This is a genomic window from Thalassobacillus sp. B23F22_16, from assembly GCF_043496955.1.
GTDB lineage: Bacteria > Bacillota > Bacilli > Bacillales > Halobacillaceae > Thalassobacillus > Thalassobacillus devorans_A.
This window is the reverse complement of the sequence record NZ_JBIEKD010000007.1, coordinates 101278-113839: the sequence shown is the minus strand read 5'-3', so window position 1 is coordinate 113839 and position 12562 is coordinate 101278. Positions and strand designations below refer to the sequence as shown.

Annotated in this window: 16 protein-coding genes; 11 read left to right on the top strand and 5 right to left on the bottom strand. The window is 43.5% G+C overall.

Annotation, left to right across the window (positions count from 1 at the left end; translation table 11 throughout):
- Positions 1 to 87: 87 nt before the first annotated feature.
- Positions 88 to 1455, top strand: coding sequence for a TrkH family potassium uptake protein (locus ACGTNI_RS07935; RefSeq protein WP_394461352.1), 1368 nt, complete (start codon positions 88 to 90; stop codon positions 1453 to 1455).
- Between the two features lie 74 nt (positions 1456 to 1529).
- Here ACGTNI_RS07935 and ACGTNI_RS07930 read toward each other — a convergent pair whose 3' ends face one another.
- Together ACGTNI_RS07930 and ACGTNI_RS07925 are read right to left on the bottom strand one after the other, a co-directional pair.
- A complete protein-coding gene (locus tag ACGTNI_RS07930; RefSeq protein WP_085507857.1) occupies positions 1530 to 1640 on the bottom strand; it encodes a YjcZ family sporulation protein in 111 nt (36 codons plus the stop codon).
- Positions 1641 to 1735: 95 nt separating this feature from the next.
- Entirely contained in the window at positions 1736 to 2074 is a 339-nt protein-coding gene (locus tag ACGTNI_RS07925) for a DUF3905 domain-containing protein (RefSeq protein WP_085507859.1), read from the bottom strand.
- Positions 2075 to 2371: 297 nt separating this feature from the next.
- Here ACGTNI_RS07925 and ACGTNI_RS07920 point away from each other — a divergent pair, with 297 nt between their 5' ends.
- The 3 genes from ACGTNI_RS07920 (at position 2372) to ACGTNI_RS07910 (ending at position 6395) form a co-directional block, all read left to right on the top strand.
- On the top strand, positions 2372 to 3382 hold the full coding sequence (locus tag ACGTNI_RS07920; RefSeq protein WP_394461350.1) for a 2-oxoacid:acceptor oxidoreductase family protein: 1011 nt from the start codon (positions 2372 to 2374) through the stop codon (positions 3380 to 3382).
- Positions 3379 to 5673, top strand: coding sequence for a thiamine pyrophosphate-dependent enzyme (locus ACGTNI_RS07915; protein WP_394461348.1), 2295 nt, complete (start codon positions 3379 to 3381; stop codon positions 5671 to 5673). Before ACGTNI_RS07920 ends, ACGTNI_RS07915 begins: the two co-directional genes overlap by 4 nt.
- Before the next feature lie 203 nt (positions 5674 to 5876).
- Entirely contained in the window at positions 5877 to 6395 is a 519-nt protein-coding gene (locus ACGTNI_RS07910) for a hypothetical protein (RefSeq protein WP_394461346.1), read from the top strand.
- An 82-nt stretch (positions 6396 to 6477) separates the two neighbouring features.
- Here the strand turns inward: ACGTNI_RS07910 and ACGTNI_RS07905 are convergent, their stop codons facing one another.
- Positions 6478 to 6984 carry a DoxX family protein gene (locus tag ACGTNI_RS07905; RefSeq protein WP_085507865.1) on the bottom strand — a complete coding sequence of 169 codons (507 nt, stop codon included), beginning with the start codon at positions 6982 to 6984 and terminating at the stop codon, positions 6478 to 6480.
- Positions 6985 to 7835: 851 nt separating this feature from the next.
- Here ACGTNI_RS07905 and ACGTNI_RS07900 point away from each other — a divergent pair.
- From ACGTNI_RS07900 to ACGTNI_RS07890, 3 genes are all read left to right on the top strand, one after another.
- Entirely contained in the window at positions 7836 to 8060 is a 225-nt protein-coding gene (locus tag ACGTNI_RS07900; protein WP_394461343.1) for a DUF1659 domain-containing protein, read from the top strand.
- A gap of 32 nt (positions 8061 to 8092) precedes the next feature.
- The gene (locus ACGTNI_RS07895) at positions 8093 to 8305 is read left to right on the top strand and encodes a DUF2922 domain-containing protein (protein WP_062445525.1); all 213 of its coding nucleotides are present in this window, start codon (positions 8093 to 8095) and stop codon (positions 8303 to 8305) included.
- 61 nt (positions 8306 to 8366) lie between these two features.
- Complete coding sequence (locus tag ACGTNI_RS07890; RefSeq protein ID WP_085507868.1) at positions 8367 to 8504, top strand: YvrJ family protein; 138 nt, start codon at positions 8367 to 8369, stop codon at positions 8502 to 8504.
- 53 nt (positions 8505 to 8557) lie between these two features.
- On the opposite strand, the gene lepB is transcribed toward ACGTNI_RS07890, so the two are convergent.
- On the bottom strand, positions 8558 to 9079 hold the full coding sequence (gene lepB, locus ACGTNI_RS07885) for a signal peptidase I (RefSeq protein WP_085507869.1): 522 nt from the start codon (positions 9077 to 9079) through the stop codon (positions 8558 to 8560).
- A 360-nt stretch (positions 9080 to 9439) separates the two neighbouring features.
- Here lepB and ACGTNI_RS07880 point away from each other — a divergent pair, with 360 nt between their 5' ends.
- The 3 genes from ACGTNI_RS07880 to ACGTNI_RS07870 all read left to right on the top strand — a co-directional run bounded on the left by ACGTNI_RS07880 (position 9440) and on the right by ACGTNI_RS07870 (position 10848).
- Positions 9440 to 9622, top strand: coding sequence for an aspartyl-phosphate phosphatase Spo0E family protein (locus ACGTNI_RS07880; protein ID WP_394461339.1), 183 nt, complete (start codon positions 9440 to 9442; stop codon positions 9620 to 9622).
- Between the two features lie 74 nt (positions 9623 to 9696).
- Positions 9697 to 9876 carry a Spo0E family sporulation regulatory protein-aspartic acid phosphatase gene (locus ACGTNI_RS07875; RefSeq protein WP_394461336.1) on the top strand — a complete coding sequence of 60 codons (180 nt, stop codon included), beginning with the start codon at positions 9697 to 9699 and terminating at the stop codon, positions 9874 to 9876.
- Between the two features lie 114 nt (positions 9877 to 9990).
- Positions 9991 to 10848, top strand: coding sequence for an NAD(P)-dependent oxidoreductase (locus ACGTNI_RS07870; RefSeq protein WP_085507871.1), 858 nt, complete (start codon positions 9991 to 9993; stop codon positions 10846 to 10848).
- Positions 10849 to 11076: 228 nt separating this feature from the next.
- On the opposite strand, the gene ACGTNI_RS07865 is transcribed toward ACGTNI_RS07870, so the two are convergent.
- On the bottom strand, positions 11077 to 12228 hold the full coding sequence (locus ACGTNI_RS07865; RefSeq protein ID WP_394461334.1) for an aminotransferase A: 1152 nt from the start codon (positions 12226 to 12228) through the stop codon (positions 11077 to 11079).
- A gap of 122 nt (positions 12229 to 12350) precedes the next feature.
- Between ACGTNI_RS07865 and ACGTNI_RS07860 the strand changes: the two genes are divergently transcribed.
- Positions 12351 to 12491 carry an FbpB family small basic protein gene (locus tag ACGTNI_RS07860; RefSeq protein ID WP_139823822.1) on the top strand — a complete coding sequence of 47 codons (141 nt, stop codon included), beginning with the start codon at positions 12351 to 12353 and terminating at the stop codon, positions 12489 to 12491.
- Positions 12492 to 12562 lie beyond the last annotated feature (71 nt).

Sequence of the window (12562 nt, the reverse complement as noted above, 5' to 3'; positions counted from 1 at the left end):
TTCTAGGAAATTTACCAAGCACACTGCTATAATGGGTAGAAGATTCTCGCAGGGAATGTCGCAGTATGTCTGAAAAGGAGAAAGTTTATGGCATTGAAGAGCAGAAGGAATTTGCGATCGATCAACAATCTATCACCATTTAAACTGATCGCTTTATTCTATTTATTTGCAGTAACAATTTCATCGATATTATTGGCCCTTCCGGTTGCACATCAGCCGGGAGTGGAATTATCGTTCATTGATATATTATTTACCGCTGTCAGTGCTGTCAGTGTGACTGGATTAAGCGTCATAACTGTAGCCGACACGTTCAGTACCACTGGAATTATTATGCTCGCATTTGTGCTTCAGCTTGGCGGGATCGGTGTGATGAGTATCGGGACAGCTATTTGGATGCTGCTGGGGAAAAAGATCGGACTCAAGGAGCGACGGCTGATCATGACCGACCAGAATCAGACGTCCTTCCAGGGTGTGGTCCGGCTAATCAGGCAGATTTTCCTGGTTGTTTTGTTGATTGAGTTTATCGGCTTTCTTACACTTGGTACTTATTTTTTACAATATTATCCTCCGAAAGAGGCATACCTGCAAGGCTTTTTCGGTTCGATCAGTGCCATGACCAACGGGGGATTCGATATAACCGGTGCATCACTAATCCCGTTTGCCGATGATTATTTTGTCCAGTTCATTAATATGCTGCTGATTGTTGCCGGTGCTATTGGTTTCCCGGTTCTTATTGAAGTCAAGGAATACTTATTCAATAATTCCAAGGGCCTGGACGCTAAAAAGTTTTCTTTGTTTGCGAAACTGACCTCTTTCACTTTCTTAATGTTGGTTATCGTTGGAATGGCATTTATCATCCTGTTTGAAATGAATCATTTCTTCAGCGATAAAAACTGGCATGAAATTTTGTTCTATGCCTTATTCCAATCCGTGACCACCCGTAGTGGCGGTTTGTCGACGATGGATGTAAGCTTACTGACAGAACAAACAAAATTGTTCCTGTCTTCCCTGATGTTCATCGGGGCTTCTCCAAGTAGTGTCGGAGGCGGGATTCGGACGACGACCTTCGCACTCCTGGTCATTTTTATGCTTACTTATGCCAGAGGGCAGACACGCGTTCGAGTGTTTCGCAGAGAGATTCATGACGAAGATTTGATCAAGGCAGTTGTTGTTACCATCATGGCGGTAATCATTTGTTTTGCCGCGGTGGTGGCATTGACTATTACGGAACCGTTCAGCCTTGGAGATATCCTGTTTGAAGTGACTTCCGCTTTTGGAACCGTTGGCTTGTCCACCGGTATTACGCCGGGGTTATCCACTTTTGCAAAATTTGTATTAATGATGCTGATGTTCATCGGAAGAATTGGGATACTGACCTTCTTGTTTACTTTAAAACAGGAGAAGAAGAAAACAGGCAACTATCATTATCCTAAAGAACGCATCATTATCGGTTAAAAGGAAATGTAAAAAGCACAAAAAAAGCGCCTCCTGACACCAGGAGTGCGCTTTTTGTGCTTTCTCAGCTGCTATTAGCAGTAGAATGCTGCTCCTACAATGATGAGCAAAATAAACAACACTACAATCAACGCGAAGTTGTTGCCATAACCACCTCGGCGTCCGTATGGGTAACAATGGTACATGAAAAGCTCACCTCCTCGATTGGTACACTGATACTATATGCAACCGGGAGTTTCGCGTATGGTCATTTACCCAGATATCGGTCATTTATCTCGATTCAGTCGGTCTGATAAGAGGCATCATGCGTAGGGTGAGAGAAGTTTTTTCGCTTGGCATAATAATTTTCTTCCATGAGTTTGCGGTTATGCGACGTATTCCAACCGATATCATTGGTCTCATGTACCCATTCATCACCAGACATGACAGCTGGATCGATTTCCTCGCTCCAATGATTGAGCGGTGAATTCATGGAATCATAGTAACTGTCTCCGATCGTCACCCCATATGGGTTCACAAATGGAGCTTTCCTTTTTTTCTTATCGACATTCGGTGCATTAATTTGATGTGGAAACGAAGTGAATTCATCCATTTGCTGTTCGATATTTTCTTCACGCATCAGACATCCCTCCTTATTTCTATCATCTCCATCAGCGGGCAGATTATGAAAAAATACTCCTGTAATTTCCTCCTGCATGCACACTTCTAATTTCTGTTGTATATCAAAAGAGTTTCTGTCTCTGTGTTATAGATTGAAGTTTAGTCCTGTTTTATAAATGTGTTTCATGATTTCTTATAAAAAAATAATACAGTTATGACCTTTGTCACATACAAAAGCTGCAACCGTTTTTATAATGGATGTAGAATCAGCCTACGCGTCACTTCATACGAAATTTAAAAAAGTAAGGGGGATCTTATGTCTATTTTACCGAAAACCAATCCACTCGGTTTTTTTGAAATACGCCTGGAATCGATCGGTGGTCTTGGCGCCAATCTTGCCGGGAAAATGCTGGCAGAATCCGGTGTGTTAGGGCATGGATTGAATGGCTCTAATTTTTCATCCTATGGTTCAGAAAAAAAGGGGACACCGGTCAAAGCATTCATTCGTTTTTGTGAGCCAGAGGTGGAAATCCGTGCCCATTCTCCGATTGAAGAGCCTCATGTTATCGGAGTTTTTCATGAAGCGTTGTACAAAACGATCGATGTGACAAGGGGCTTGCAGCCGGATGGCATCGTGCTGGTCAACAGCGAACGCTCCATGGAAGAAGTGAAAGAAGAGCTCGAGCTTGATCACGGAACGTTAGCGGTGGTCGATGCGATGAACATTGCTGTAGAAGAGAACTCTCGTCTAAATACCGCTATGCTAGGTGCACTTTATCGCGTACTTGGTTTTTTAGATGCCGATAATATGCGGGATGTTATCCGCCAGACGTTCGAAAAAAAATATCCACACCTCGTCGAAGCTAATCTTCGTACATTCAACCGGGGTTATGAAGAAGTACAGTTTCAAAGTTTCGAAACGCTTAACGCCGTACAAAAACAGTTCGAGCGGAAACTGCCGCGCCTGGGATATGAAACCCAGGAAATCGGCGGCATCATCAGTGCCCAGGCTAACAGTATTGAAAAAGACTTGAGCGGTTCGAGACAGGGATTTCTTCCAGCTTTCGAACAAGAGAAATGCATCAATTGTACCCATTGCGATACAGTATGCCCGGATTTTTGTTTTGTATGGGAGGAAGGGGAAGACAAACGGGGACGGAAGCAGATGTTTCTTCAAGGTATTGACTATAACTATTGCAAGGGCTGCTTGAAATGTGTTGAAGTCTGTCCGACTTCCGCTTTAACCGAAATCCGTGAAACGCTTGGTTTTAGCGATGAGAATCGCGTTAAACAACCTTTCGCTTATGCAGAAGGAGTGATGAAATGAACCACGTCATAACAGAACAGGAGAAATTGCAGGCACCTGTCAATCAGCAGGTAAGTTTTGAATCCGGCAATGAAATGGCGGCAAAAGCTGCTGCGCAAATCAACTACCATATTATGGGTTATTTTCCAATCACTCCATCAACTGAAATTGCCCAGTATCTGGATCAGATGAAGGCAAAAGGGGAGCATGATATCAAGCTGATTCCGGCTGATGGGGAACATGGATCCGCAGGCATCTGTTATGGTGCCTCTGTCAGTGGAGCGCGGGTCTTCAACGCGACAAGTGCGAATGGTTTCCTGTTCATGCTGGAGCAGTTACCGGTACAGTCAGGCACCAGGTTTCCGATGGTGTTGAATCTCGTCACGAGAGCCGTGAGCGGCCCGCTTGATATTCGAGGGGACCATTCGGATTTATATTTTGCTCTCAATACCGGATGGGTCATATTAACTGCTAATACACCACAGGCAGTCTACGACTTGAACATCATGGCATTGAAAGTGGCAGAGCACAGAGACGTCCGTCTTCCGGTCATTGTCGCTTATGACGGGTTTTTTACCTCCCATCAAAAAAGAAAAGTCCTATCGTTTAAAGATAGAGAAGTAGTGACTGAATTTGTTGGCGAACGGCCGGCAGATTTCCCGAATGCTATTGATAAAAATAACCCGGTAACCATCGGGGCCCATATGAATGGCGACGATTTGATCCATAATAATTACCAGCAGTCCCAGGCGATGTACCATGCAGACAAGGTATTTGAAGAAATCCAGGAAGAATATGAAAAATTGTCAGGGAGGTCCTATCCGACAATTGAAACCTATGCCATGGAAGACGCAGAAGCCGCAGTATTTTTAATCAACTCAGCGGCTGAGACCGCGAAAGATGTCGTCGACCGCTATCGGAAACAAGGAAAAAAAGTCGGTGTCATCACACCGAACATGATTCGGCCATTTCCAAAAGAAGCAATGAAAGAGGCATTAAAAAACGTCAAAGCTGTCCTCGTTGGAGAACGGGCAGATAGTTATGGCGCTAATGGAGCCAATATGACACTGGAAATCAAATCAGCTCTCCAGGAGCTATCAGGAGCACAACCGGTGGTGTTAAGCCGTGTCTTTGGTGTCGGTGGAAAAGATTTTTATGAACAAGACGCAGAGGTGTTTTTCGATGAAGCATTAGAAGCGGCAGAAACCTCTGTTGCTGCGAAGCGGTTTGATTATCATGGCATTCATGCTGGTGATAAGAAACAACGGCTGCTCCCGGTTATCGAGCCGCAGACAGGTTCTTATGATACCGGACTGATCAAAGTCACGCATGACGTGGAGACTGATCAATTGAAAGTGAAAGTTCCGCCGCTCCGTCAGCTGATGAGTAAACCGAAGCGGATAGCCTCAGGGCATGGCGCTTGCCCAGGCTGTGGGATCTTCCCTGGGCTTGAATTATTTTTCAAAGGAATTGAAGGGGACGTCGTGGTTTTATTCCAGACAGGATGCGGCTACGTCGTCAGTGCAGCTTATCCACATACATCCCATAAGCAGACGTTCATTCATAACCTGTTTCAGAATGGGGCAGCCACCTTATCCGGGACAGTGGAAGCCTTTTATGAAATGAAACGCCGGGGCGAAGTTGAAATCGGTGATGATTTCACATTCGTCATGGTAACCGGTGACGGCGGGATGGATATCGGGATGGGTTCTGCCATTGGGACTTCGTTGCGAAACCATGGAATGATCATCGTGGAATATGATAACGAAGGTTATATGAATACCGGGTCGCAACAGTCTTATTCGACTCCAATCGGTCATATGACTTCCACTTCGAATGTCGGCAAGAACCAAACGGGGAAATCGTTCCATCATAAAGACACGCCCCAAATCATGGCGGCAACAAATATTCCATACGTTTTCACAGGAACAGAAGCATATCCTCAGGATTTAATCAAAAAAGCAGCAAAAGCCCAATGGTACGCCAAAAATGAAGGATTGGTTTATGGAAAGCTTTTGATTACCTGTCCGTTGAACTGGAAAAGTGAAGAGCGGTATGGTCAGACGATCATCAAGGCGGCCGTTGATTCCTGTTTCTTCCCGTTATATGAAGTAGAAAAAGGGAAGACGACTATCACTTATAATCCAGAAGCCAAAAACAAGCGGGAACCTGTCAGTGAATGGCTGAAGTATCTCGGTAAGGCGAAGCATATGCTGAAACCGGAAAATGAACAGCTGTATCGCGCATTTGAAATAGAAGTTGATAAACGCTGGAATCGTCTCAAAGCAAAACATGAATGCGAATACCTATAAAAGCTTTACTTCTTAGGACTGGTTTCGTAGAAAAAATCAAATACAGAACAAACAAAACGCTTGGATTTCACTTTCCAAGCGTACTTTTTTATGAAAAAATATAAAGTCCTTCACCATAAATACTTAGAATGTTTGCCAGGTTTTTCTAACATGATGAAAGGAAAATAAAAATATATATTAACGAACAGGGAAGGAGGGGAGCAATGAAAAAGGCAGCTGCAACAATCAAATTGACGGAGGGGTCTGTCCTGATAAATGCCGGTAAAAGAACTGTCTCAGTGGAAGTGGATGGCCGTAATCATGAGCTGTCGGCAGGACATTGGACCCAAGTGATTTCAACATTTCGCTTTGGCAAAGAGAAGTCAAACGTTTCTGCCACCCATATTTATTGCCTTATTGAATATCCTGGAGGAGCCCGCGTGGAGACCTATCCAATCGAACGGCCTCCAACAGGAGAAGCTATACTGCGCTTGATCCATGCGAACCCCCGTTATTCTAAGCTGAATGCAAAAGCGCGCTACGGTGATGCCTTTCCTCCTATAAACCAAGGCGAATCGACGGAAGCTATTACCTTATACGTCCCCGTGGACATAGTGATCGATTATTATGATCAACGAGGGCGATTGCTGGACTACTTTCATTACGTGACGGAATCTGATCATACTTCTTTTCTTATCTTCGGATACCGTCGGATGATGCTTGTGACGATAAAGGATAAATAACAAACAGGCGATTCTCTTTTGCGAGAATCGCCTGTTATGGTGGAAGTGAACGGCTTGTGGTATTAATAAGCTGTTGCATTAGTTAAGCTGCCGGAGCTGTTTTGGCTTCTTTTTTAGTAGTATATTGGCGGATGTAAGGGATGACCCAGCGATCTAAACCAATCTTGCCAGCGTTGTATCCAGCTGCTGCAATGAATACTGTCAATAAAACCATTTGAGCGTTCGTGCTTACTGTTCCACTGAACAAGAAGGCGAAGTTCATTGCTAATCCCATGATTGCTGCAAAGTTAGTGAAAATTCCTAGAATAAGTGCGATACCTACTAATACTTCACCCCACATGACAAGGAACGTAAAGATTTCTGCGTTAGGAAGTGCTACACCTTCCAGGAAGCTGGCCCACCAGGCTTGAACAGCAGGGTGTTCACCGCTTGCTTTGCCAATTGCCCCTTGGATGAAACCGGCAGAATCGAAACCGCCTCCAGTCAATTTTCCCCAGCCTGCAGTCAGCCAGGCATAACCTAGATAGACCCGAATCACCGTAAGAATAGCTGCCGCAACATTGTTTTCTCTTAAAAAGTTATTAATCATGATTCCCACTCCTTAAATAGTGTTTTGTTCAACATTTCACATGATTAGCTAAAAGAAGAACACCTTAGCCGGCTATTTGTGTTGGTGTTATCTTTTACAGTTACATCATATCACCTTTTATCAATTTTGAGGAAACTTTGTGATGGATTTCACATTTTGGTAATAAAGTTGTGGCAAACCTGTGAATTGCTGGCAACGGATGCACACACGAGAAAGGGTGGACGCATGAATTTGCTTGATTTAAAAGGAAAAGGCAGGTAAAATCTTAATAGACATATCTTCTGATGAAGAGCAATGATTGATTACTTATTTTATGAGCACACTGTTAAAGAGAATGGATTTGTACGATCCTTTCTACAGTTTCGGAGGTGAAGCACATGTGGGAGGTAACATTTTTTATTATTTCAGCACTTATCATCCTTTTGAACATCGGATACTGTATCTTTGATCACGGTTAATTCATCACAAGGAAATCGAAAGTAGTTCAGTTTTGGAGTACAAACAAGCATTGTACCCCATAGCTGAACTACTTTTTTGTTTGTAAATTGTTTCCGTTACGGTCAAGAGCCTCTGGAGGTCCGGGAAATCACTCGCTTTCCATGGGTGTACGGTGAGCTTCCTCGGGCTAAAGCCCTGCGGGGTCTCACCATGTACTATTCTCCCATCGGAGTCTCGCAATTTCCCAGCCGTCTATACTATTGACTCGGTAACGGACCAAAAAACGTCTCGAAATCAAGTCTTCGACTTTCGGCTTTTTAAGTGAATATTGTTCTTGTGAGTAAAGTTTTTTAATTAGACCAGCACCACTTTCATTCTCCTTTCGATTATAGAGTTGAAAGGAGGTGAGGGACATGGCAGTTACAAGTGAAAAAGTAGGCTCTCTGTTGCGTATGGTACTGGAGAACGGACAGGACGACCGAGGAAATTTTATTTTCAAAAGCAAAAACTTCAACAACGTAAAAATAGAAGCAACAGCAGAACAGTTGTATACGGTAGCTAAAGCGTTAGAGCCGTTACAGCAGCGTGAACTCTATGCGATCGAACGTAAAGACGATAACAAAATCATGAACATTTAATCAAATTCCATTAACAAGAGAGGAGGAGAATCATGAAGAAACTTGAATTGAAATTTCAAAACGAAGAAGACAAGACAGTTACCATCACGCTGGATGAGCCAGTCGAACCGGCTGACCCGGCATTGATCAATGCTGCGATGGATGCCATCATTGCTGCTAATTGTTTTTATTCAAACGGCGGTGATCTCGTTACTAAAAAAGAAGCACGTATCGTCGAACGTAACGTCGAAGAGATCCAATTGTAAGTCCAAAGAGGTTGTCCGGCAGGGCAGCCTCTTTCTAGTTAGGAAAGGAGGACGATAGGAGATGGACCATTGGGTAGCATTGCTCACAGATGTCGGTTTCCCCATCGCGGTGACTTTTTATCTGCTTCACCGAGTGGAGGGTAGACTTGATATCATGATCGAGACCTTACACCAACTGCCAGAAAAATTGAATCCATAATCGATAAAACCATCCTGCCTAAAAGACAGGATGGTTTTTACGATGGAACGTCCTCATCGGGTCATGCCCCATTCGTTGAAAGGATAGATGACAAGTTCGGAGCGTCCGATAATTTCACTTTTCTCTATGAAGCCGAGTCCGTTACGGCTATCTTTACTGATCGACCGGTTGTCCCCCATTACAAAATAGTGATCCTCCGGTACTTTAACCGGCCCATAATTGGTCGTTTCTTGAATGGAATCTTTATCCAGGTAGCTTTCATCTTGCTCTCGCCCATTGATATAAAGCTTGTGATCGCGTACTTCGACAATATCATTCGGCAAGGCGATGATGCGTTTCACATAACTTTTAACTGGTCTATGAATAATGACAATTTCGCCATACGAAGGCTCTTCCAGGTAATAGATGATTTTATTGAACATGACACGTTCGCCGCTCTCAAGCGTTGGATTCATACTTATACCCTCGACGATCGAGGTGGCAAAGAAAAAAGTGCGTAATAAGAAAGCAAGGAGAACAGCGATGATTATCGCTTTCAGCCATTCCCACCACTCGTTTTTAGCTTCTTCTGACAATCTTGATCTTCCCTTCCTAATGATAGCCAATGTGATAAGCTCTTCTTGGACATCAAGAAGAGGGGGGACGTGATTGTCCGCGATGCACGTGTAAACCACGGCTTCATCCATCCTTATTTTAACACATTTGTCAGCCATCATGAGCAGACCTTGCGATTTTCCATTATCTCTGTCTATGATAATTGAATTTTCTGCCTGAGGAAAATTATCCGAGTTAAAATGTATAAATACGAGTATATTTACCATAATAGAACAACTAATTTTGACGATGTTTGTCTAGTTTTGCGATTATATTTACAACCCTCTGTTTATCGGTCATAATTTATCTCGGTGAAAAAAATAGCTGGAGGTTTTATTTTCGTGGAACAAACAGAAAAGGAAGTCGCATTGGTGGAATTGGAAGGAAAAATCAACCATTCTCAAAAAAAGATGTTGTCCTTAGCTGATCAGTATGGAAGGGATAGTCTATATACCATTAAGCAAAGCCAGGTTTTAGATACGCTTATCATCGAGTATATGAGACGGAAAAGAAAAATCAGTTAGCCTGAAACGGATACGTGTCAATCCATTTCTGCTATGGTAAACTATCTTTAAAAGCAGGGATTGGAGGTAACCTTGTGTCCAATTTCAATCAGGCTGAACAACTTCTGGAGAGAATTGAACGCCTACGCAACAAAATGACCAGGGTTGCCTTAGTGAAAGGCTTCTCAAGCCCTGAATCGGTCCGTATCAGCCAGGAGCTGGACGAACTATTGAACATCTATGACGATTATACAAACAAATATAAAAAAACATAAAAAGGCTGTCCTTTATCGCAATGGGAGAGCCTTTTTATAATGATGATTGATATGTCTGGTTTGATTGATGCTCTATCTGCTATCATGATAGAAAGGGCAAAGGAGGAATGCTGCATGAACATTGGTTTTATCGGTACAGGAGTCATGGGGAAAGGTATGATCGGCCAGCTGCTTTCTAAAGGTTATGAGGTTTGTATACATACACGGACGAAATCAAAAGCTGAAGCGTTGATAGAAGCAGGGGCAGAGTGGTGTGATAATATCGAGGATTTGGCAGAAAAAAGTGATACGATCATCACGATCGTAGGCTATCCTTACGATGTCGAACAAGTTTATTTCGAGGAAAACGGTTTGCTGGATCATGTTCGTGAGGGAATGCACCTGATCGATATGACAACATCGACCCCAAGCCTGGCTGAGAAAATAGCGAAGGCTGCCAGTGAGAAGGGGGCAGAAGCATTAGATGCACCGGTGTCCGGCGGGGATATAGGAGCAAGAGAAGGCAAGCTGTCCATCATGGTTGGCGGCTCTGAAAAAGCATTTGCAACGGTCAAACCAATTTTCGAAGCGATGGGAACCAACATTGTTTATCAGGGACAGGCTGGTGCTGGTCAGCATACAAAAATGTGCAACCAGATTGCGATTGCTTCTAATATGTTAGGAGTAGCAGAAGCGGTCGTCTATGCTGAGAAATCTGGCTTATCTCCGGAAAATGTACTGAAAAGCATTTCCACAGGGGCAGCAGGCAGCTGGTCGTTAAGCAACCTGGCTCCGCGAATGATCGGCGGCGATTTCGCTCCTGGTTTTTATATTAAGCATTTTGTGAAGGATCTGAGAATCGCCATCGAAGAAGCTGACCGGATGGGACTGGAACTTCCGGGTCTTAAGCTGTCGGAGTCCATTTATGAGCGTCTCGTTGAACTAGGTTATGAAGACGATGGCACACAAGCTGTCTACAATTTTTACAAGTAAGCAAAACACCGCTGGAAGCTGCCAGCGGTGTTATTAATTTGACTTCTTTTCATTTCTTATGTTGTCTCTATTAGGAATTTTATTTCACTCTTATTTTCAAATGTGTCACTCATAATTTCGATTTTGTCTCTCATAATTTCAAGAGCTTCTCTCTTACCCTTATTATTGTCTATCTTAATCAAAATAGTGCTCATTTAACGTGAAATTGTCTCACAAAAGAGGTGAAAATTACTTTTTCATAAATTCGGCCAGACGATCCATTCCTTTCTCCAACGTCTCCATATCATAGGCGTAAGACAGCCGCATATATCCTTCACCGTAATTGGAAAAAGCATCCCCCGGCACTAATGCAACTCCTGCCTCACGTACCAGTTCAAGCCCAAGCTCAAAGGAAGTCAGTTCCCCTTTCGCAAGTTTTGGAAAAATGTAAAAGGCTCCGCCAGGCTGGATGTATTCAAGCCCCATTTCATCCATCCGCTCCATCACATAATCACGACGTTTTCGATATTCTTCGCGCATGGCAGCCGGGTCGTCTGCTCCGTTTTCAATCGCTTCCAGTGCTGCATACTGGCTGATGGAGGTGGCACATGACACGTTGTACTGGTGTACTTTTAATATGTGTTTCATCAATACTGCCGGCCCCAGCAGATAGCCGATCCGCCAGCCGGTCATCGCATGGGATTTGGAAACCCCATTAACGACAATGACCTGATCCCTTACTTCAGGGTACGAAGCAAGGGATACATGCTCCTGCTCATAAACGAGCTCACTGTAGATCTCATCGGCAAGTACAATCAAGTCTTTACCAGCAATGAGTGTGGCGATTTCTTTCAGCTCTTGTTTGGTCAACGTCACTCCGGTCGGGTTGGACGGGTAGGGAAGGATGATGCACTTTGTCCGGTCGGTCATTGCCTGTTCGATTAAATCAGCTGTCATTTTGAACCCGTTACCTGTTATATCAATATGGACAGGAACACCGCCAGCCAAGTGGATCAAAGGTTCATAACCCGGATAAACCGGTCCTGGCAACAGAACTTCATCTCCGGGGGAAAGCAAGGTCCTTAAGGTAATATCAATGCCCTGAGATGCCCCGACCGTCACAATCACTTCTTCTGCCGGGTCATAGTCCAGGTTATATTTATGGGAGGCAGAAGCACTGATTGCCTCCCGCAGTTTTAAAATGCCGGCATTGTGGGTATAGGTAGTGTAATTTGCGTCGATTGCCTGATGGGCAGCCTGTTTCACGTGCTCCGGGGTGTGGAAGTCAGGCTGGCCGATTGATAGGGATAGGACATCCTCATAGTCACTGACCATGTTAAAAAATTTGCGGATGCCGGAAATTTCGATGTCTTTAATATTTTTGTTCACTAAATGTTCCATAAAAAAGGCCTCCAATTATTAGAAAAATCAAAAATGTTAACAAAATGTTCAAACAATTTAGATAAGTGAGTTAATAACTTTGATATAATGATAACGTAAACTTCATGAAAGGAGCATACGACATGCGACCAAATTTACCTTCCTTTGATGAACTTGTCAACAAAAACAAGGAAGAACTTTTAAGAGATCCGCGCGCCATGCAGGAAATCGAGAAGAATCTCGAAGAAAAGCAATCCAAAAATGTCAAACTGAATGTAAACTGATTATACCATTAGAAAAACTTGGCCTGCAGCCAGGTTTTTTATGGCGAAAGCCTCCATTTTATACAAATAAA